Genomic DNA, 21,438 nt, shown 5'->3' with positions numbered 1-21,438 from the left:
AAGATTTCACCGCTCCATCCGTCCCCCCCCGGAATGAAGGAAATCTAGTAATGTTGTTTTCTACCCGCATGGCGCTAGCTGCTGTCCTTGTGATGGCCAGCATGCTCACTACCGCCGGTTACGCTCAGACCCAAGAGCCGCGAGTTGGTCGACTCTTTCCCACCTCGCAGGACCGCATCTATCAAGCTCGGCAACGTGCCGCCAAAGCGAGTCGCATCGCGACTCAGATCGAAACCAACACCGAAGTCGAACAGGTCGACTACTCGGTGCTAGACGCTCAGCCGAGCGTGGAGATGGTCGAGCCCGGCGTCCAATACATGGACGAAGGAGGCATGATCGTCGAAGAAGGAATGCACCCTGGCCACGTGCACGGCGGCGGCTGCGACAGCTGCGGAACCGGCGATTGCGGCCCAACCTGCGGCGGCTGCGGTCAGTGCGACACCTGCTGCATGACCTGCATCCCGCTCTGCTTTAAGCTGAACTGGGACGACTTTTCGGTCAACGCCGGCGTTCAAGGCTTCAAGAATGGCCTGAACCGCGGCATGGACGGCAGCTTCGGCTATAACTATGGGTTCAACTGGGGGATGCCGATCGGCTTTCTCCCGAAGTCGGGCCTTGGCTTCCAGATCGGCATGTCCGGCTCGAACGCCAACCTGTATGGCGCCAGCTTTACCGAATCGACCCGCGATCAGACCTTCTTCACGGTCGGTTTGTTCCGCCGCGTCGACTGGGGTTGGCAAGGCGGCGTCGTCTTCGATCACCTCAAAGATCAGTGGTACTATGACGTCGAAGTGAGCCAGGTCCGCGGTCAGCTGAGCTGGGTTTTCCCGGGCTGCAACGAGATCGGCTTCCAGTTCTCGGCCAGCGACAAGGAAGGTTCCGGCAGCACCACGATTACCGTTCCGGGCACGGCCGACGTCAATATCGACGTCGACGAAACGGTCGGCGCCACCAACTTGTACACCTTCTTCTGGCGGCATCGCCTGGATAATTGCGGCAAATCGTTCCGGCTGTTCGGCGGTTGGACCGGCGACAGCCAAGGGATCTTGGGCGCCGACGCTCACTTGCCGCTGACCCAGTGCCTGGCCTTGGATTCGGGCTTCACCTTCCTGCTGCCCGACGCCCAGGACGACCGGACTCGCAACGAGGAAGAAGCCTGGAATATTGGGATCAACCTGGTCTGGTACCCGTTCAGCGGGTCGAAGTGCGGCAGCACGAGCTACTATCGGCCGCTGTTTAACGTGGCCAACAACGGCGACTTCATCCTCCGTCGCCAGTAAAACGAGTCATTTCGAGGGGAGGAGTCGAGCCGCCGCCGGTCTAGAACGCGTCTAGATCTGCGGCGGCTCGCTCCATTTTCAAGTCTCTCGATGTGGGTTCGGTTTGTTCCGTTGGACGTAACTCTGCCCAGTATCATGACTTCACAAATCATGATGGCGCCGATATACTTGCGCGTTTACTAGACAAAGTTGCATGCAGACCGGGTGAAACGCCGAACTTCACCGTAGAGATTCGGCCTGCTCCGCAGTCGCCAAGTTCGACCGCGTCGAGCTGCACACGAAACTAACTTACTGTCGTTATTAGGTTTATGACTCAACCCAAAAAGAGCCACTGGGCGTCGCTGGCAGCGGCCCTGGGCGCCGCGCCTGCTGAAAATCTGAACGAAGAACCGTCGAGCGAAGCTCCGGTGGAAGAACAAACGCAGGAAATTTCGGAACCGTCGGCCGAGATCGTAGAAGTCGTCGAAACTTCGGAAACGGTCGAAATCTCGGAAACCGTGGCGGAAGAAGTTCCGCCGGCTGTGGAACCGGTCGCCGAAGAACCGGCGGAAGAAGAAGCGGCCCCGGCTGAACCGGTCGTCGCAGCTCCGCCGACCAAGCGTCATTGGGCCGGCCTGGCTCAGTCGCTCGGACTGCCGGTCGAACGCCTGTTCGGCAAGTCGGAACCGGCGGCGGAAGCTCCGGCCCCGACGCCGCCCGCCCCGAAACCGCCGGTCGTGGAGGCCCCTAAGCCGGCGAAGCCGAGCCCGATCGAAGAAGAGCTGACCAAGAAGGCGCCGCCGACCCGCGCCGAGTCGACCGCTCGCAGCTTGTTCAGCGAGCAGGAAGATTCGCCCGAAACCGAAAAGCGGGCCGCCAGCCTCTTCATTCAGATCGATTCGAGCTCGAAGAAATCGGAAGAGCCGACTCCGGAACCGACTCGCAATTTGATCCCCGGCGACGAGATCTTCTTCGACACCGGCGATTACGACCTGATCGAAGACATCCAGGACGAACCGGAGCCGATCGACGAAGAAGACGACGAAGCTCCGGTCGCTCGCGAAGAAGCGTCCGACGAATCGGGCGCTCCGCGCCGTCGTCGACGTCGCCGTCGCGGACGTCGTCGCGACAGCCGCGGCGAAACGACCGCCGAAGAAGACGCGAGCGACGAAGACTCGTCCGAAGCGCTGGAAGTCTCCGCCGAACTGGAACCGGCCGCGAAAGAAGCCGGCGACAAAGAAGCGGCCGAAGGGGAAGAAGGCTCGGAATCGAGCGGCGCCCCGCGTCGCCGCCGTCGTCGCCGTCGCAGCCGCAAGGCGGACGAAGGCGAAGCTCGCAAGTCCTCCTCCGAATCGCCAGCGCCGAAGCGCGAACGCGAACTGACCGACGTCGACTTCCCGGACGACGAAGACGCGTCGCTGGATGATGTCTACGACGACGAAGACGACCAAGACCTGCGTCGTCATCGCAACATCCCGTCGTGGCTCGACGCGGTGACCTCGATCGTCGACATGAACATCGAACGCCACAAGACGGCGCCGGCGCACGTAGAACGTCGCAGCGGCGGCGGTGGTGGCGGCGGACGTCGTCGACGTGGAGGCGGACGACGCCCTGCGGCGAACAACTAACGCTTGTCGCACGCCGAGATTGTAGCGTGGGTGGAGTAAGCGCGATCCAAAGCAGTTTCGCGCAGAGTCGTTACTCGCTTACGTAACCCACCTTCCACTTGCGTCCGCATTGTTGGGTTTCATTTCGCTGCACCCAACCTACAACAGGTCTAACCATCCTGCCGCCGGCGTAAGCGCACGGCGGCATTTTTGTAGGATGGCTGCCGCGAGTAGGGATCGAACTCGGCGAAGGTCAGTTGATTGACCGTTTCCCAGTGCATCGGCATGAAGACGTGCCCGCGCTGCACCGCGGCGGTCAGATTGGCGTGCGCCTTGATGACGCCCCGCTTCGATTCGACGAAGATCTCTTCATGCGGCGCGATCCCCAACTCTTTCGCGTCGGCCGGGTGCAGGTCGACTTGCAGCATGTTGGGATAAAGCTTTCGCAGCACGCCGCTCTTGGCGGTCCGCGTCTGCGTATGCCATTGGGCGGCGGTGCCGCGACCGGTTAGTAGCGTGAACGGATACTCTTCGCTGGCCGTTTCGCCCGGAAGCCGCGTTTCTTCAAAGCGGAACTTCGCCTTCTGATCGGCGTGAAAGAACTGCCCATCGGCGAAGAGCCGCCGCTCCGACGCGATGTCGGTTTCACCGGCCGCAAACGGCCACTGGACGCCGCGACGATCGTCGAGGTCCTGATAGCCGCCGATGCCGCTAATGTCGCACGGCTGGCCTTGCGAGAGCTGCTGCATCGTCTCGAAGACCCGCTCCGGCGCCGTCCACTTGCTGAACATGTCGCCGCAGCCCCAATAGCCGGCGATCGCGCGGAAGATCTGGAAGTCGGCGAGCGCTTCCCCCGGCGCCGGCGAGACCTTCTTGTGCAGGCCAAACCGTCGCTCCGAGTTAATGAACGAGCCTTCTTTTTCTCCCCAACCGGCCGCCGGCAGAACCAGGTCGGCCAACTGCGCGGTCTCGGTCGTCGTGTACATGTCCTGAACCACCAGAAACTCCAGCTTCTGCAGAATCTCGTGCAGGCCGTTCTGGTGAATCCAAGAGTGAGCCGGGTTGGTGGCGATTACCCACAGCCCTTTGACTTTGTCTTCTTTGATCCCTTCGATGATTTGATCGTAGGCCCAGCTGTTTTCGGTCGGGATCCGTTCGACCGGGATCTCCAGGATGTCGGCCACCTTTTGCCGATCGGCTGGATTGGTGAAGCTGTGCCCACCGAGCAGATTGGTCGTGTTGCTGAAGAGTCGCGAGCCCATCGCGTTGCACTGCCCGGTGACCGAATTGGCGCCCGTTCCTGGTCGTCCGATGTTGCCGGTCATCAGCGCCAAGTTGATCATCGCCTGCGCGGTGCGCACCCCTTCGTGGCTCTGATTGACTCCCATCGTCCACCAGAACGAGACTCGCTCGCCGCGATGGATCTTCTCGGCGAAGTCGATGATCGTTTGCTCCGGCAGACCGGTTCGCTCGACCGCTCGCTCCAGCGTGTAGGCGGCGACATGCTGCGCGAACTCGTCGAAGTGATTCGTATGCTGCGCGATAAAGTCGCGATCGATCCAATCGTTCTGGATCAGCAGGTTGGCGACCGTGTAAAGGAGCGTCAGGTCCGACTTCGGCTGGATCTGCAGGTGGGTCGTCGCCGCTTGGGCCGTTTCGGTCAACCGTGGGTCGATGACGATGATTTCCGGCTTGTGCGGATTACGGAGCACCCGTTCCCACAGGATCGGATGCGCGATGCAAAGGTTCGAACCGATGAAGACGAGCGTATCGGACTCTTCGAAGTCGGCGTAGGAGAACGGCGGCGCATCGAAGCCGAATGACTCTTTGTAAGCGGTCGCGGCGGTCGCCATGCACTGGCGGGTATTCCCGTCGCCGTGCAACATCCCCATTCCAAACTTGGCAAGCGAGCCAAGAAACGCCATCTCTTCGGTGGCGATCTGCCCGGTGCTCAAAAACGCGACGGAGTCATTGCCATGCCGCGACTGCACTCCCTTCAGCTGATCGCAGAACGTCTTGAGGGCGTCGTCCCAGCTGGTTGGCTCCAGTTTTCCGTTCGCATTCTTCTTCAGCGGGCGCGTCGCGCGGTCAGGCGAGTTGAGGACCGTTAGCGCTTCCCAACCCTTGGGACAGGCCATTCCCAGGTTGACCGGCCAATCAGTCGCCGGGGTCAACGTGACGGCGCGACCTTCTTTCAAATGGATTTCGAGTCCGCACCCGGTCGAGCAGAATCCGCAGACCGCGGTGGTGGTCGCGTCGGGCGATTCCGCTTCGCGCGTTTTGCCGAGCCCGAACTTGGCCGGTTCCAGCAGCAGCTCGCGAGTCAAATGACCGTCGCGGGCCAAGATCATGTCTCCCACCAATTTCAGTGGGCCCGACTTGGCGATCAGCTTGTTATCGGTCGTGATGCTCATCCGTGTTCTCCCGAACGGGCGACCCCAGGCATGCTGGGCGTCGATTCTGATGCGAAATAGACGAAGCGATCGAGCAGTTCGGCCCCCGTCAGCAACAAGAAGCCGGTCGCCGCGATGATGATCGAGGGAACCTGGTGATTTTCGAGCATCCAAGCGATCGGAAAGAGAACGCCCCCAAGTCCCCACAGCACGTTTCGCGCTCGCACCAGCGCCAGCAACGAATGACTCTGCAGATACTTGGTGCGAGTAAAGGGATTGGCGAAGTCGTCGTCGGCCTTGGCGGCGAAACGGTATTCCAAGAGAGCCCGCGTCGCCGTCAGCGCAATCACCGCGATTGCGATCGGAACCACCAGCAGTCGCTCGCCGCTGTCGGCAGCCATGGCCGCCGCAGCGCCAAGCAACACCACGGTTCCCCCAAACCGCTCGCCGGTCCAGATCGGTCCCCAGACCGGACGACGGGTCGCGACATAAATCATGATGCTGCAAAAGACCCCCAGCAGACCGACCGCAACGCCGGCCCAGCCCAGCAGCAAACCGATCGGGGTGTACATCTGGAACCAGAACGACGCCGTGGCAAGTGCAATCGCCGGGAAGTACTTGCCGAAGATGATCGCTTCGCGGCTGAGCCACGAAGTTCTCAGCCCCAGGAAGACGCGGTAGCCATAGAACGGTCGTCCCAAGTGGGCGCCGGATGCGGCCAGTCCAATTGCACAGAACCCGGTCGCAATCAGGAACAGCGCGAGTCGATGCGCTTCCCACAAACAGCCGGCCAGCGCCGCGCCGACCGACAACTGCGTAAAGACCAGCAGCGCGACCAGCGGCAGATGCCCATGGTTTTGCCGAATCGAGAATTGATCGCCGGAGGCGAGTTTGATCTTGCGCGTCGAACCGACGAATTGGGTGGTCGGATTGGTGGTCGAAGGATGAGCGGCGCCGTCGAGGAATTCCCCATTCGCGCCGGCGGTGCGAGCTTCGTCCTGGCGAACCAGCGTGATCCGGATCGCTTGATTCGGACATGCCTGCACGCAAGCGGGGGCTTCGCCGACATCCAGCCGTTGCCGGCACATGTCGCACTTGCGGACGATCCCTTTCGCTTCGCTATATTGCGGCACGTCGTAGGGGCACATCATCGTGCAATACTTGCAGCCGATGCATTGATCGTCCAAATGGACCACGATTCCGGTGACCGGATCTTTTTCATAAGCGCGTACCGGGCAGCCGCGCAAGCAGCCCGGATCCGCGCAGTGATGACACGCGGTCGTCACATGTTGAACAGTGGCGCACTCCCCTTCCCCTTGCAGCAGTCCGACGCTCCGCCACGTCTCTTCCGGCTCCAGGCCGTTTCGATTGTGACACGCGACGACGCACGCTTTGCAGCCGGAGCAAGCGTCCAGATCGACTTCAAACGCATATTGCTCGCCGGGCCGAGGCGCTTCGGCCGGCAAGAGTTCGCGATACATCGGCGCCATCAGCGGCGACGAGATGTCGGCGTGACGCTGCGAAAACCGTTCGACCGCCGTCAGATCTTGCTGCTCCTCGAGCAGAAACTGAACCAGGTCGAATCCTTCGGTGAGCACGGGGCTCTTGGGTTGAACGACGCTCGCCACTGCAATTTCCCTTACAGCGAAACGGATACGACCGACGACAAGCGGTTGCCGACAAATTGCGGGAAGGCGACCTGCCAGGCCGGCGAAGCGTCGTCTTCACTTTTGAACAGCTTCGGGATACGGGCCGCCGCCGCATAACCGGCCGCGCCTTCTCCCAGTCGCATCTTGGTCGGCGTCTCAGCGGCGCCTTCCATTGCGATCCGATGTTTTCTTTCCAGCCCGGTCCCCTCCTGATCGAGCAACCAGATCTCGACCTCGGACACGAGCGGAAGTTGATACGACCCCATCACCAGCAGCACGCTCGCTAGTTCATGTTCGGTCTTCATAAACGGCAAACAGAGACCGAAGTCGAGGCCTGCCGAACGCGCCCCCGCCGAACGCATAAAGTTCGGCGACGCCCCCAGGTTGTTCACGCAACCGGCCAGGCGGTTTTCCCAAACGTCCCCCGGCAAGCCGGAGCGGCGCGGGAAACGAACGAAGGGCGTGATTCGCTCGATGTAGTCGAGACTGCGATAGATTCCTTGTTCGAGTTTGAGCTCTTCCCGATCATTTCGCTTCCAGATTTCGAATGCGGCGATCGCCTCTGGCGGCAATTGGAACGTCATCTCGACCACTCCGCGCAGCGCTTCGCTGGTCGCACACGGAATCGCCAGGTAAACCTGATCGCCGTGCTGTTCGACCCGCACGCTCCGTTCGTACGCGAACTCAGCGGCGACGTCTCGATCGCTGCGCGCGGACCAATCTCCTACTGCGTCGACGGTCCAACCAACCGGATCGGCGCCGTCCACCGCCGTGACGCGGATCGCTTGCAACATGCTCATCGCTTCCACTTGCATCGGTCTTTCCTTGGATCGTTACGCTTCGGCGGCAGCTAACGCGCCGCTCGCTGGTTCCGTTTCGGCTTCGGTCGCCGCTTCGCTTTTCGGCGCCGGGGCTGGGCGATGCTTTCGTTTGTCCTGCTCTTCGAGGAACGAAACCAAACAACCGCGCAAATCGTAGTAGAGCGGATCTTCCAGCACTTCTTCACGAACGCGCGGTCGCGCGAACGGCAGCTCCAGCACTTGCCCGACGCGAGCCCGCGGCCCGGTCGTCATCATGCAGATCCGATCGGCCATGTAGATCGCTTCGTCGACGTCGTGGGTAACCAGCATCGTCGAGATCTTTTCGCGATCGAGGATCTTCAGAATGACGTCCTGAAGTTCCATCCGCGTCAACGAGTCGAGACGGCCGAACGGTTCGTCGAGCAGCAGCATCTTTGGTTTCAGGGCGATCGCTCGCGCGATGCCGACCCGCTGCTGCATGCCGCCTGACAACTCGCGCGGATATTTGTGCATCGAATCGGCCAGGCCGACCGCGTCGAGGTAATACTCGCAAATCTCGTTGCGTTGTTTGCGCGTCCCGTGCGAGAAGACCCGGTCGACGCCGAGACGGACGTTTTGAATCGCCGTCATCCAGGGCAGCAAGCAAGGCGCCTGGAAGACGACCGCGCGGTCAGGACCGGCGCCATAAACTTCGCGCCCCGACAGGACGACGCTGCCTTCAGTGATGGAATTGAGGCCCGCCACCATCGTCAACACGGTCGACTTGCCGCAACCGGAGTGGCCGATCAAGCTGACGACTTCGCCGCGCCGCATGATCAGGTTGAACCCATCGACTACCGTGACCGGATCGCCAAACTGGTTGGGATACGCCTTCGAGAGCCGATAAAGTTCGACGTAACGTTGTTCACCGCCGCTGGTCATGTTGATTCCCTTCCTGTTGGATTAACCGCTCAGGTTGGCGGGCTCAAGGTCTGGAAGCGTAAAGCGACGCGTTTCGCGCCGCGTCTTCGAATCGGCGCTCAGCTGCAACATGTAGCGGGTCGCTTCGTTGCGCAAATGTTTGAATTCGGGATCGAAGTTAAGCGTCGTCCGATCGCGCGGTCGCGACAGCGTCACTTCAAACTCGCGTCCCAGCTTGGCGCCAGGTCCCGGAGTAAGCGGGACGATCCGGTCGGCCATCAAGACCGCCTCGTCGACGTCGTTGGTCACCATCACCACGGTGCGGCGATCCTCTTCCCAAAGACGGATGATCTCGTCCTGCAAAACCGACCGCGTCAGCGCGTCGAGGGCGCTCAGCGGTTCGTCCAGCAGCAGCACTTCGGGCTGCATCGACAACGTGCGGGCCAGCGAAAGTCGCTGCCGCATCCCGCCGGAGAGCTCGCTCGGGTACTTCTTTTCCGACCCGGTCAAATTGACCATGTCGATATACTTTTGCACGTAGTCGCGACGAGCGCTCCGGGTCAGATCGCGGCGAAGCCGCTTGACCGCCAGGTCGATGTTGCCGACGACGGTCAGCCATGGAAGCAGCGAGTAGTTCTGGAAGACGATCCCGCGATCCGGTCCCGGCGGCGGCATCGGCTTTCCCCGATACTGAACCGCCCCGCTGACCGGAGTGATCAACCCGGCCAGGGTCGAAATCAAAGTCGACTTGCCGCTGCCGGAGTAACCGATCACCGCGACGAATTCGTTCTCTTTGACCTGAAGGTTGGCCTGATCCAACACCACGTAGGCGTCCGATCCCATTCCGAAGGCGACAGTCGCGTCCTTCAGTTCCAACATCACCGGCGCATCCTCGCCGCTCGTCATTTTCGTGTTGGCGATCATATGGCGGTCGCTCCTCCGTCAAAGCTAACCAGACGCTGGAAGACGATCATGATCCGATCGAGCAACAGCCCGACGATACCGACCACAAACACGGTGAGCAGCATCTGCGAGAAGGTGTCGGACGAACCGTTGTTGAACATGTCCCAGACGAACTTCCCGAGGCCGGGACTCGAAGAGAGCAACTCCGCCGCAATCAGCACCATCCAGCCGACGCCGAGCGAAATTCGGAGCCCGGTAAAGATCAGCGGCAAGGCGGACGGAATCACGATCTTCGTCAGACGATCCCAGAAGCTGAGCCGCAGCACGCGAGCGACGTTCATATGATCTTTGTCGATCGATGCGACGCCGAGCGCCGTATTGACCAAGGTTGGCCAGAGGGAGCAAAGGGCGACCGTGATCGCCGAGCTCAAGAAGGCAGGCTTCACCCACGCTTCATCGGGCCGTTCGATGAAACCGCCGACGACGATAAAGACGATCGGCAGCCACACGATCGGCGAGACCGGCTTGAAGAGCGAAATCAGCGGCGTCAGCGAGGCCATGATCACGCGGTTCAAACCGCACAGCACGCCGATCGGAATCGCAATTGCGGTGGCGATCAAGAAGCCGACGAAGACGCATTCGATGCTGGTAAAGACCTGGTCGAAGAAGGTCGGCGGCTTGGCGTAAATCGCGCCGGCGTTGGACAAGATTCGTTCTTCCGCCCCCAGGTAACGCAGGGTCGCATCATAACGTTCGCCGGGCGCCGCGGAGGCGAGCGCCGAGTCGGCGTTCTTCAGATCAAGCGCGGCGTTGGCAACTTTCCAGCGGCGATTGCCGTCGCTCAGTAGCGAAATTCGTTTGGTAAGGAACTGCGTCTCTTGATCGAGTGCGTTCTTTTCGTCCTGCAATGCGGCCAGTTCCGGGGTCGCCTGTTTGCGCATCGCAGACAGATCGGAACGGAGCTCCTTGATATGGTCCGCCTCGCGAGTCGTTTCGGCCTGATGCGCACGAACGGCGGCGACATATTGCTGTCGCGCGTCCTCGCCCGAGACGTCAAGTTTCTCCCCTTCTTCCAGCAGTTTCTGTTCCCGCTCGGCCAGTTTCGCCTTGTAGACGATCGCCTGGTTTTCGACCGCCGTTTCGTACTTTTTCAGTTCGGCGGCCGATTCGGCGTCCAGCGAAGCGGTCAGTTCGGTCAACTCGGCGTCGACTTCCTTTTTCCGCTCATTCGCCTTTTCCAGGTCGGCGGTGACCATCGCAAGCGTTTGCTCACGGTCTTCGCCGGTGCGAGCGAAGTCGGCCTTCTTGGTGTATTCGCGCCAGTGGAACTGATAAACGTCCCCCAGCGATGCGACGACGTCGGTCGGCGACGGCAGACGTCCCGCTTTGGTTTTGATCAGCGGGGCGATCGCCGCCCACGTACCGATAAACAACAGGAACACGGCGACCGGCGCTACGATAAAGAGGCCGATCTTCCGGACTTGCTGCTTCGGCTCATCGCCGTAGCAGAGCCGGACGACCGGCTCGAAACAGTTCAAGCCGGCAATATCGAGCAGACGTATGATCTTGTATTTCATCGCAAATTCTTTGGGTGATGCGGATGGACGCGGAACGCTTCGCTTCGGACCAGCAGCGGGACTTATTCGTCCTTGTTGCCGATCTTGTGGGAATTCAGATATGCGATCGGATCATGTCCGTCGTACGGAATTCCATCGATGAAGTCCGAGGTCGCCGGCTTGTAGCCGTCGGTATCGTCCGCCGGAATGTCGGCCCGATCGAGCTTCCCTTCGGCAATCAGCCGATCGGCCGCTTCGCGATAGATATCGGGGCGATAAATCTTTTTCGCCGTCTCGTCGTACCACTCGGCCGGCTTCGGTTCGGTGATCTGCCCCCAGCGGCGCATCTGCGTCAAAAACCAGACGCCGTCGCTATACCAGGGATAGGTTGCGTGATACTTGAAGAAGACGTTGAAGTCCGGGAGTTCCCGCTTGTCCGATTTCTGGAAGTAGAAGTAGCCGGTCATCGAGTTACGGATGACGTCGACGTCGGCGCCAACGTAGTTGGCCTTCGACAACAACTGAACCGCCGCTTCGCGGTTGACGAACTTTCCTTCGGCGTCGGTTTCGTCGAGCCACTTGCCGGCTCGAATTAGCGCCTTCACGACCGCGATGTGGGTGTTGCGATTCTCGTCGTTCCACGCTTTGGTGACGCCGAACACCTTTTCCGGGTTGTTCTTCCAGATGTCGTAGTTGGTGGTGACCGGCACGCCGATTCCCTTGACCACCGCTTGTTGGTTCCACGGCTCGCCGACGCAGTAACCTTGGATCGTGCCGACTTCCATCACCTGCGGCATCATCGGCGGCGGAGTAACCGAGAGGAGCACTTCGGCGTCGGTCACGCCGGTCGTGTCGGACGCGGTATACATCCCCGGGTGAATGCCGGAGGCGGCCAGCCAATAGCGTAGTTCGTAGTTATGGGTCGAAACCGGGAAGACCATCCCCATCTTCAGCAGATCGCCGGACGCTTTCCGCTCGGCGACGATCGGACGCAGCGCGTCGGCCGAAATCGGATGCTTCGCCTGCGGCGACTGCAATGCCGGATCGGCCTTCTGCATCTGTTCCCAGATCGCGTTGGAGACCGTGATGCCGTTACCGTTCAGGTCCATCGTATAAGCGGTGATGACGTGGGCTTCGCCGTTGACGCCGATCGTCGAAGCGATCGGTTGGCCAGACAACATATGAGCGCCGTCAAGCTCGCCGCTGATCACTCGTTCGAGAAGCGTCTTCCAGTTTGGCTGGGCTTCGACGTCGACCTGCAATCCTTCGTCAGCGAAGAATCCCTGCTCCTTGGCAATCACCAGCGGAGCGCAGTCGGTCAGTTTAATGAAGCCGAACTTCAGCTTCGTCTTCTCCAGGCGGAGCGCCGCAGGACGATCCCCCTTCGGAGTACCAACTGCTAGCGGCTGTTCTTTCCCTAAAGCTTCCATCGCGGCGGTCGCTTCCGCCGCTAGGGCGTCGATATCGAGATCCTGCAGACTGGGACCGCTACGCTGTTGACCGCAACCGCAAATCGTTAGTCCGGCCAAGACCAACCAAAACATCGTCGCAATAGGTGAGAGTCGATTTCGTCGCATGGAATACGTTCCCGGGTTAGAAACAACGCCGAAGGGTTCGTCCACAAGCAACTCGTGCGCTAATGGACGCAAAATAGGATCGATTACGTTGCCGGAATCTCTATCGCAAGCGGCGTGCCGGAAAGTGACAGCAGGGAGCGTATTGTGCGTAACCCTCTATCAACAGAACGCTTGCGCCGTATTTCGCGTTACCCGCGTCCCGAGCGAACCCAAACCTCCTCTGCGTTCATACCCGGCATGGGGTGCGCTCGCCATTTGCATTAGTCCAGCCGAAAGCTGTCCATTCGCTGATCACTTCTGATCACGTCGAGACCAGTCCCCTCGAAACTCATGAGAACCTTGGCAAAGTTCAACGGCAGCCTTGATTTCCGTCAATTTTCTTGAATGAGCATTCCGAAGCTTGCCATACGCGGGCCGAGTTGGCTTGGCTGTCCAGAATAGATCCGAACTGCAGGACTGTTTCATGTTCCACGACTTAAAATCCACCTTCACGTTGCGAGGCGCGACCGTCGCGGGGCTCCTGCTCCTCGGAACCGGGCTTTCCGCCCAAGAGCACCAGTCGTACCTGACCGCGACTGACCTGACTTCGACCGACATGGAGTACGTCATCTCCGACGACTCGAGCGAAACGCTCGCGACTCACGAATCGGTGGTGTCGTTCGACAACCTGGATTCGATGAACAACGCTGAGGCCAAGCCGGTCGTCTGCGATGAGAAGAAAAAGAAGGAGTTGGCCAAGGCGGTCGCGGGGGCCTACAAAGGGGTCTACTTCGACAACAACTTCAACTACCTCTGCGACCCGTGCTACAACGACTGGCACCTGGGCGAGAACATGAAGCGGATCTGCGTCGGCAATTGCGGCGTGTTTGATCTCGGCGGCGAATACCGCGCTCGCTACCACAACGAAAACAATTTCCGTGGCCTTGGCCCAACCGGCCGGGACGACAACTTCCTGTTGCAACGTCTCCGCGTTTACGGCAACTACGAAATCAACGATTGGTCCCGCGTTTACGCCGAAATGCTGCACGCGACCAGTGAATTTGAAGACTTCAATCCGCGTCCGATTGAAGAAAACTACTGGAACCTGCAAAACTGCTTCGCCGACATCAAGTTCCTGGACACCGCCGAAGGAGAATACTGGGTCCGCTACGGTCGCCAGGAATTGCTCTACGGCGCCCAACGTACCGTGTCGCCGCTCGACTGGGCCAACACCCGTCGTACCTTCGAGGGTATCAAGGTCTTCTACAAAGGTACCGATTGGGACGTCGACGCCTTCGCTACCCGTCCGATTTATCCGACTCGCGATACCTTCGATTCGCCGAACTACGACCAGGCGTTCTACGGCGTCTACACGACCCACAAAGCGAACGAAAAGCACAAGCAAGAGTACTACTGGCTCGGCTTCGAGAACGACGTTCGCGATTTCAACTACCAAACGCTCGGTTCGCGTCTGTACGGCAACCTCGGCTGCGAAGGCGAATTGCTGTACGAAGCGGAAGCCGCTTACCAGTTCGGCCACTTCATGGACGACAACCACAACGCCGGGTTCTTCACCTTGGGTCTGGGTCACGAGTTCGACCACTGCTGGAAGCCGACCTTGTGGGCTTACTATGACTGGGCGTCAGGCGACCAGGTCATCGGCAACGGCTACGATCACTTGTTCCCGCTGGCTCACAAATACCTCGGTTTCATGGACATCTTCGGTCGCCGGAACATCACCGACGTCAACTTCCTGCTGACGGCGAAGCCCGATCCGAAGCACCAATTGCTGATGTGGTACCATATCTTCCACCGCCAGAACGACGAAGACGCCGCCTACAGCGTCGTCATGACGCCGCTCGGCAACAACCCGGCGAATCCGTTCGTCGCCGGGTCGAAGTACCTGGGCCAGGAATTGGACTTCATGTGGCAGTACAACATCTCGGCTCACTCGGATGTGATCCTGGGATACAGCCACTTCTTCACTGGCTCATTCTTCACGAACCCAGCGAACCCGGACTTCCCCTACAAGGGTGATGCCAGCTTCTTCTGGGCTCAGTACTCGCTCCGATTCTAAAGAAACGTTCACCCAAGTTCGCACTTGATCCACGCCCAGGGTTCTTCTCCGAGAACCCTGGGCGTCTTCATTTTCTCGCACGCATTGCCCGAAACTTGGGCAAAAACCGGTCTATTTCGCGCCCCCAGCCGGTCCAGATTTGGCGACAAATCTCGAAATCCAGGGGGATTGCGGTGATTCCGAAACAATCACCAGACGCGGCACGCGACTTGCAATAGAAGGGATTGAAATAGAACGTCCTGACGGAGCCCTTGGGCCTAAACATAAGTGGAGTGGAACGAGTGCGACGTCCAATGCGAATGCTGGTGATCGACGATGATCCTAGCGTCGCCCTTATCGTTCAGGAAGCTCTCAGCAGCTTTGCGATGGAATTCCATTCGGCCGATTGCGGAGCGACCGGCTTGCAACTGCTAGAGAAGCGTCGTCCCGACGTCGTTCTGTTAGATCAGATGCTGCCAGACTGCACCGGCGTCGATCTCATTAAGAAAATTCAATCGGTCGATTCGCGTCTGCCGATTCTGTTCGTCACTTCGCGCAAGTCGAGCGACCTCGCGATCGAAGCGATGAAGCTCGGCGCGTTCGACTTTCTTACCAAGCCATTCGCTCCGGAGACGATCGCCGAGAAAACGCTCGAAGCGATCGAAAGCCGTCATCTGATGTTGATGCCGGTTCAGCTCCCTTCGCAGAACGACATCGGCGACGGCGGTGATCGCCTGGTTGGCGTCTGTCCGTCGATGCAGGCCGTTTACAAAGCGATCGGTCGCGCCGCCGCCCACGATATTCCTGTATTATTGCAGGGAGAAAACGGGACCGGCAAAGAGTTAGTCGCTCGCGCGATCTATCAACATGGCCAACGAGCCGACCGCCCTTTTCATAAAATCTCGTGCACCGATTTTACGGCGCAGTGGCTCGAAAGCGAACTTCTCGGCCATGAGCCGAACGCGATGCCCGGTCTGACGTCGCAGCGAATCGGCAAGTTCGAGCAATGCTCGAAAGGGACGATCCTGCTCGAAGAAATCGCCGCGATCCCGCACGCATTGCAAAGCAAGTTGCTCCGCTATCTCTCGGAGAAGCGTTTTGAGCGACTCGGCGGGGACGAAACGCTGCACAGCGACGTGACCCTCTTTTTCACCACCAGCTATGACGCGGAAGAGTTGGTCGCCGAAGGGCGACTACGTCCTGACCTCTACTACCTGTTGAGCGGCTTTATCATCAAGTTGCCCCCGCTCCGCGAACGGGAAGACGACTTGCGATTGTTGGTCGATCATTTCGTCAGTCAGTTCAGTCGGGTCGAACGAATCACGAACATGGGCGCGATCCGGACGTCGGACGAAGCGCTCCGCCTGCTGTCGGAATATAGTTGGCCAGGTAACGTCTCTGAACTGCGCAGCGTGCTGCGAAGAGCCATGATCGAATCGCAAGGGGCGGTGATCGCCAGTGAATATCTCCGGCGGGCCCTGCGCGAAAGTGGTTGCGATCGCAATCATGGCGACGCGCTCGACACGAATTGGGAGCATTTTGTTGACGAACGGATCTCAAGCAAGTCGAATGATATCTATTCTGAGGCGGTGATTGAGATGGAACGTCATCTGATCTCGCTGATCCTCCGCCAGACCGGGGGGAATCAGGCTCACGCCGCTCGCTTGCTGGGGATTACCCGCACTAGCTTGCGAAAAAAGATCAACTACCTCGGCCTCGAGATTGAGCAGTTTCTCGCCACAGCCTAGGGGCCAATCCTCGGAAATGCATGTCCAAACCCCCTACCGCCGCATCCACTCGCCGTCTGACTTCGCTCTATATCACGGCGCTTAGCATCGTCGCCGTCCTGACGATCGTCGGTCAGGCGCTCATTCGGCAGTCGATCAATCAGCAACAAGGGGATTCGACGCTGGTCAATATCGCCGGCCGTCAGCGCATGCTGAGCCAGCGGATCGCCAAGTACGCACTCGCCCTGCGCGATCCTTCCGCCGGCCGCGACGACGCGCTCCAAGGCCTGCGAGAAAGCCTTCACCTTTGGGAAAAGTCGCACCAGGCGCTCCTCGACCGAGACCCGGCGCTGAATATCGCCGGCAAGAACAGTGACGACGTCCAGCAGATGTACGCGGCGATTAATCCCGACTTTCGCCAGATCGAATCGTCGGCCCGCACAATTCTCGACGCTCCCGAAGATCGAGAGAAAGTAGCGACGGCGGTCGACGAAATCCTTCAGCACGAGCCAGCGTTCCTGGAAGGGATGGATCGAATCGTCTTTCAGTACGAAAGCGAAGCGCTTGACCGCGTCAATCGTCTCCGCCGTATCGAAACGTTGCTGCTCGCGCTCACGCTATTGGTACTGTTGCTCGAAGGGTTCTTCATCTTCCGCCCCGCGGTCGGTGAGATCCGTCGCAGCTTGGACACGCAAGCGCTGATGACCGATCAGTTGCAAGCCGAAAAGGAAAACGCCGAAGAGGCCAATCGGGTAAAGACGAAGTTTCTGGCCAAGATGAGCCACGAGATCCGGACCCCGATGAACGCGATCCTCGGCCTCTCGGAATCGCTCAGCGAATCGATTCCCGATGACCGGCATCGTCGTCAGGCGATCGTCGTCAACGACTCGGCCCGCTCGCTGATGTCGCTGCTCAACGACCTGCTCGACGTCAGCACAATGGAACTCGAATCGCGAAAAGCGGTCTCGATCAAGCCGTTCCCCCTCGCGTCGCTGTTACGGCGTACGCACGAAATGTTCGCTTTCCAAGCGCAACAAAAAGAGATCCGCTTCCCTCTCTCGATCGACTCGGCGCTCGACGCGATCGTGCTCGGAGATGAGCTGCGAACGCGACAGATCCTGGTCAATCTGATCCAGAACGCCCTGAAGTTCGTCGAAACCGGTTTCGTCGAGATCGAAGCGACCGTCCTGGCTGAAGACGAACGTTCGTTGACCGCGCGCTTCGCCGTTCGCGATTCCGGCCCCGGCATTCCTACGGAGCAATTCGAACGGATCTTCGAAGCCTTTTCGCAACTGGGGGAGACGACCAGTTCGACCCGCGGCGTCGGTCTTGGTCTCCACATTTCCAAGCGTCTCGCCCAGGAGTTGGGGGGGCGACTCACCGTCTCCAGCGAAGTCGGCGTCGGCAGCGAATTCGCCCTGGAGTTGCCGCTGGAGAAATGCGGCGTCGCCAGCAGCGAAGAGCCGGCAGAAGGCGCTGTTACCCCCGATGCGAACCTGAAGATCCTGGTCGTCGAAGACCTGGAAGCGAACCAATTGGTCGTTCAGGAGATTCTCACTCGACTCGGTCTCTCGGCGCAGTTCGTAGGTGATGGAGAATCCGCGCTCGCCGCGGTCGCCGAAACGACCTACGACGTCGTCTTGCTCGACCTGGAGCTCCCCGACATGTCAGGGCTCGACGTTGCGCGCGAGCTTCGCCAACAGCACTCGGCCGACGACCTGTGGATTATCGCCGTGACGGCTCATGCCGTCGCCGACTACGAAAAATCGGCCCTTGCCGCCGGCGCCAACAAGTTTCTTACCAAGCCTCTTTCGACAGAGGACCTTCGCGTTTGCCTCAATCAGGCGCCGGCCCCGTATCAGGCCCCGATTCAGATTTCCGAAGGTTTGCGAGCAAAATTGATTTCGCTCTTTCTCGAACAAGCGCCCAGCGTCATGGAAAATCTTCGAGAAGCGTACGAATCGAGAGATCAAAAGAACGTCGTTTTCACCGCGCATCGCTTGCGGGGCATGCTCGCGTACTTTGAAAGTCGGAAAACGGCGAGCTTGCTCGCCACGTTGGATGACGACGATCTCGTGCTCGATGACCCGCAGATCGAGTCCATTCTCCAGGAGTTGGAGATTTCTGTCGCGCAGCTCCAGCGCGACCTGGGTGCGCAACTCTCAGAAAGCCCATAGAATTTCGTCAATCGTCTCAATGTAGTTGACAACTGCGCAGATGCCGACTGAAATAGGCGGCGGCCTACCCCACCGCCCTTCTGCATCTCACCAACTCCTTCCGCGACGAGTCGTGACAACTATGCTTTGTGCTTCCATCCGCACCTTGTTGGTCCTGAGCTTCGCCAGCGCATCAATCGCCAGTCCGCTACTTGCAGAACAAGCGTCGTTCCCGGTTATTCCCGGCTATCAACGTTTCCATAGCGACGCGCTACAGGGCGATGTTGAAGGGGGACGTTTGCTGATCGGCGAGCTGAACTGCGTCGCTTGCCATGCGGCCGACGGCAAGACCCTCGCTTCGCTCGACAGCAAAGCGGCGCCCGACCTTTCGCAAGTTGGCAATCGCGTTCGTCCCAGCTACTACGCCGAATATCTGGCCGACGTTCACGCCGGCAAGCCTGGCACGACGATGCCGCAGCTGTTGCGTGATCTGCCGGCCGACCAACAGGCGAAAGCCTTTGAATCGATCGCTCACTTCCTGGCCGACAGCGGCAGCTTCCGCGAAACCCGCCGCCGCGCCGCTTTGATCAACCAAGGCAAGGTTCTGTTCCAGCAAGTTGGCTGCGTCGGCTGCCATAACCCGGAACCAGGCAAAGGGGAATCGCTCGCCACCAGCAAGCCGCTGGGCGATCTCAGCAAGAAGTACTCGGTCGAATCGCTCGCTAACTTTCTGCAAGACCCGCTCAAAGTCCGCCACTCCGGCCGGATGCCCAGCCTGAACCTCAACGGCGAAGACGCGACCGCGATCGCCCAGTTCCTGATCCCCGATCTCGATCCGGCGTTTCCCTCGAACCTGAAGTACGACTACTACGAACTGAGCGCCCGCGAACTGCCCGACTTCTCGAAACTGAAACCGGTCGAGTCAGGCGAAGTTGACGGCTTCTCGCTGGAGGTCGCCGCCCGCAAAACGAATTTCGCCATCCGCTATGAAGGGCTGTTTGAAGCGCAGCGCGAAGGGGAATACGAATTCTTCATTAGCTCCGACGACGGCAGCCGGTTGCTGATCGACGGCAAAGAGGTAGTGATCAACGACGGCATTCACCCGACGTCGACCCGCAGCGGCAAAGTTCGCCTGACCGCCGGCAAGCACCCGATCGTCGTTGAATATTTCGACGGCGGCGGACAAATCGAGCTCCGCGTCGAATACCGCGGCCCGAAGATCTCGCGCCGCGAAATCTTCGCCGAACTCTCGATTCCCAACAGCGACGAAAGCAAACCAGAGGCCCCGGCGTTCAAAATCGATCCGTCGCTGGTCGCCCAAGGAAAAGAATGGTTCGGCAAAGCGGGTTGCGCCAGCTGCCACAAGTCGAACGAAAAGAATCTCCCGGCGGCGATGTTCACGGCGAAGAAGTTGGCCGACCTGAATCTGACGGCCGGTTGTTTGGCCGAAACCCCCACGCCGAAGTCGGCAGACTATCATCTGACCGCGCAGCAGAAGTCGGCGATTCGCGCCGCCCTTACCGATCTGTCGACCGACGCCCCGGCGCCGGAGCTGCTGATCAGCCGGACGATGACCCAGATGAACTGCTACGCGTGCCATTCGCGCAACGACGTCGGTGGGATCGAAGAGCCCCGCAATCATTTCTTTGCGACGACGCAGCAGGAAATGGGGGATGAAGGACGCATTCCGCCGCACCTGAACGGCGTCGGCGGCAAGCTGAAAGAAGCTTGGCTCGCCCACATCATGAACGACGGCGCCAAGGACCGCCCCTACATGCTGGCTCGCATGCCGAAGTTCGGCGGGCAGAACATCGGCAAGCTGACCGCCGCATTCGAGACCCTCGATTCGCTGCCCGAGCTAGAGGTAACGATCGACGACACCCCGGCCCACATCAAAGCGATCGGCCGTAATATGGTCGGCGACAAAGTCTTCGGCTGCATCAAGTGCCACACGTTCGACGGCGTCAAAGCCTCCGGCGTGCAGGGGATCGACATGACGCTGATGACGCAGCGGCTGGATCACGCCTGGTTCCATCGTTACGTCACCGATCCTCCGGCCTATCGCCCTGGTACGCGTATGCCGACCGCGTGGCCGAACGGCAAGTCGGTGATGAAGAACATCCTGGATGGCAAAACCGACCAGCAGTTGGAAGCGATCTGGGTCTTCCTGAGCGACGGGCGTAACGCCGCCAAACCGTTTGGTCTCGGCGGACAGCCGATTGAACTGGTCTCGTACGGCGACGCGATCATGTATCGCAACTTCATCGAAGGCGCCGGCCCCCGGGCGATCGGCGTCGGTTACGCCGAACATGGCAACCTGGCGATCGACGCCAACGAAATGCGTCTGGCGATGATCTGGCAAGGGGCGTTCATGGATGCGTCGAAGCATTGGGTCGGTCGCGGCCCCGGCTTTCAGCCGCCGCTCGGCGACAACGTTTACAAGTTCGCCAGCGGGCCTGACTTCTTCGCCCTCGCCTCCGAAACGGACGACTGGCCGCAAGGAGACGCGAAGCCGCTGGGCATCGCCTTCAAGGGATATCGCTTGGACGACATTCGCCGCCCGACGTTCCACTATCAATACGACGGCGTCGACGTGAACGACTTCTACGAAGTGACCAAAACCGACTCCTTCCCGACGATTACCCGCACGATCACATTCAAAGGGAAGCCGGAGCAGCCGCTCTATTACCGCGCGGCGACCGGCGACGTCGAGGATCTCGGCGGCGGTCGTTACCGCATCAACAAACTGCTGACGATTGAGCTATCCCCCAGCGATGACGTCATCGTTCGTACCAATAAAAAGGACTTGCTGATTCCGGTTCGTTTTAAAGATGGCGCAGCGACCATCCGCCAAACGTACGTCTGGTAATCTCCGG

13 protein-coding genes are annotated in these 21,438 nt (G+C 59.8%); 6 read left to right on the top strand and 7 right to left on the bottom strand.

What is annotated here, in order from left to right:
* The first annotated feature begins 50 nt into the window (after window positions 1-50).
* Both LOC68_RS01395 and LOC68_RS01390 read left to right on the top strand, forming a co-directional pair.
* Window positions 51-1,280, top strand: a complete 1,230-nt coding sequence (locus LOC68_RS01395) for a DUF6666 family protein (RefSeq protein ID WP_230214800.1) — start codon at window positions 51-53, stop codon at window positions 1,278-1,280.
* Window positions 1,281-1,588: 308 nt separating this feature from the next.
* Window positions 1,589-2,887, top strand: coding sequence for a hypothetical protein (locus LOC68_RS01390; RefSeq protein WP_230214787.1), 1,299 nt, complete (start codon window positions 1,589-1,591; stop codon window positions 2,885-2,887).
* A 149-nt stretch (window positions 2,888-3,036) separates the two neighbouring features.
* Here the strand turns inward: LOC68_RS01390 and LOC68_RS01385 are convergent, their stop codons facing one another.
* From LOC68_RS01385 to LOC68_RS01355, 7 genes are all read right to left on the bottom strand, one after another.
* Window positions 3,037-5,217: a molybdopterin oxidoreductase family protein gene (locus tag LOC68_RS01385; RefSeq protein ID WP_390623333.1), complete on the bottom strand. Its 2,181-nt coding sequence runs from the start codon at window positions 5,215-5,217 to the stop codon at window positions 3,037-3,039.
* Window positions 5,218-5,276: 59 nt separating this feature from the next.
* Window positions 5,277-6,887: a DmsC/YnfH family molybdoenzyme membrane anchor subunit gene (locus LOC68_RS01380; RefSeq protein WP_230214784.1), complete on the bottom strand. Its 1,611-nt coding sequence runs from the start codon at window positions 6,885-6,887 to the stop codon at window positions 5,277-5,279.
* Between the two features lie 11 nt (window positions 6,888-6,898).
* Entirely contained in the window at window positions 6,899-7,723 is an 825-nt protein-coding gene (locus LOC68_RS01375; protein WP_230214774.1) for a hypothetical protein, read from the bottom strand.
* Window positions 7,724-7,741: 18 nt separating this feature from the next.
* Window positions 7,742-8,629 (bottom strand): ABC transporter ATP-binding protein, encoded by an 888-nt coding sequence (locus tag LOC68_RS01370; protein WP_230214771.1) that lies wholly within the window; start codon window positions 8,627-8,629, stop codon window positions 7,742-7,744.
* A gap of 21 nt (window positions 8,630-8,650) precedes the next feature.
* A complete protein-coding gene (locus LOC68_RS01365; protein WP_230214768.1) occupies window positions 8,651-9,532 on the bottom strand; it encodes an ABC transporter ATP-binding protein in 882 nt (293 codons plus the stop codon).
* Window positions 9,529-11,088 (bottom strand): ABC transporter permease, encoded by a 1,560-nt coding sequence (locus LOC68_RS01360; protein ID WP_230214757.1) that lies wholly within the window; start codon window positions 11,086-11,088, stop codon window positions 9,529-9,531. The genes LOC68_RS01365 and LOC68_RS01360 overlap by 4 nt, the downstream gene beginning before the upstream one ends.
* 62 nt (window positions 11,089-11,150) lie before the next feature.
* Window positions 11,151-12,611: a CmpA/NrtA family ABC transporter substrate-binding protein gene (locus LOC68_RS01355; protein ID WP_390623332.1), complete on the bottom strand. Its 1,461-nt coding sequence runs from the start codon at window positions 12,609-12,611 to the stop codon at window positions 11,151-11,153.
* Window positions 12,612-13,107: 496 nt separating this feature from the next.
* Between LOC68_RS01355 and LOC68_RS01350 the strand changes: the two genes are divergently transcribed.
* The 4 genes from LOC68_RS01350 (at window position 13,108) to LOC68_RS01335 (ending at window position 21,431) form a co-directional block, all read left to right on the top strand.
* The gene (locus LOC68_RS01350) at window positions 13,108-14,700 is read left to right on the top strand and encodes an alginate export family protein (protein ID WP_230214753.1); all 1,593 of its coding nucleotides are present in this window, start codon (window positions 13,108-13,110) and stop codon (window positions 14,698-14,700) included.
* A gap of 281 nt (window positions 14,701-14,981) precedes the next feature.
* Window positions 14,982-16,427 (top strand): sigma-54-dependent transcriptional regulator, encoded by a 1,446-nt coding sequence (locus LOC68_RS01345; RefSeq protein WP_230214751.1) that lies wholly within the window; start codon window positions 14,982-14,984, stop codon window positions 16,425-16,427.
* A gap of 20 nt (window positions 16,428-16,447) precedes the next feature.
* Window positions 16,448-18,583 carry an ATP-binding protein gene (locus tag LOC68_RS01340; RefSeq protein WP_230214749.1) on the top strand — a complete coding sequence of 712 codons (2,136 nt, stop codon included), beginning with the start codon at window positions 16,448-16,450 and terminating at the stop codon, window positions 18,581-18,583.
* Window positions 18,584-18,704: 121 nt separating this feature from the next.
* Window positions 18,705-21,431 carry a PA14 domain-containing protein gene (locus LOC68_RS01335; RefSeq protein ID WP_230214746.1) on the top strand — a complete coding sequence of 909 codons (2,727 nt, stop codon included), beginning with the start codon at window positions 18,705-18,707 and terminating at the stop codon, window positions 21,429-21,431.
* The last annotated feature ends 7 nt before the right edge of the window (window positions 21,432-21,438 follow it).

The organism is Blastopirellula sediminis, assembly GCF_020966755.1.
Classification (GTDB): domain Bacteria; phylum Planctomycetota; class Planctomycetia; order Pirellulales; family Pirellulaceae; genus Blastopirellula; species Blastopirellula sediminis.
This window is presented reverse-complemented; position numbering and strand designations above follow the sequence as displayed.

Bases quoted from the DNA above. Each gene is read 5' to 3' on its own strand.
- LOC68_RS01395 (WP_230214800.1), top strand. From the start codon at position 51: ATGTTGTTTTCTACCCGCATGGCGCTAGCTGCTGTCCTTGTGATGGCC.
- LOC68_RS01390 (WP_230214787.1), top strand. From the start codon at position 1,589: ATGACTCAACCCAAAAAGAGCCACTGGGCGTCGCTGGCAGCGGCCCTG.
- LOC68_RS01385 (WP_390623333.1), bottom strand. From the start codon at position 5,217: ATGATCTTGGCCCGCGACGGTCATTTGACTCGCGAGCTGCTGCTGGAA.
- LOC68_RS01375 (WP_230214774.1), bottom strand. From the start codon at position 7,723: ATGCAAGTGGAAGCGATGAGCATGTTGCAAGCGATCCGCGTCACGGCG.
- LOC68_RS01370 (WP_230214771.1), bottom strand. From the start codon at position 8,629: ATGACCAGCGGCGGTGAACAACGTTACGTCGAACTTTATCGGCTCTCG.
- LOC68_RS01365 (WP_230214768.1), bottom strand. From the start codon at position 9,532: ATGATCGCCAACACGAAAATGACGAGCGGCGAGGATGCGCCGGTGATG.
- LOC68_RS01360 (WP_230214757.1), bottom strand. From the start codon at position 11,088: ATGAAATACAAGATCATACGTCTGCTCGATATTGCCGGCTTGAACTGT.
- LOC68_RS01355 (WP_390623332.1), bottom strand. From the start codon at position 12,611: ATGTTTTGGTTGGTCTTGGCCGGACTAACGATTTGCGGTTGCGGTCAA.
- LOC68_RS01350 (WP_230214753.1), top strand. From the start codon at position 13,108: ATGTTCCACGACTTAAAATCCACCTTCACGTTGCGAGGCGCGACCGTC.
- LOC68_RS01340 (WP_230214749.1), top strand. From the start codon at position 16,448: ATGTCCAAACCCCCTACCGCCGCATCCACTCGCCGTCTGACTTCGCTC.
- LOC68_RS01335 (WP_230214746.1), top strand. From the start codon at position 18,705: ATGCTTTGTGCTTCCATCCGCACCTTGTTGGTCCTGAGCTTCGCCAGC.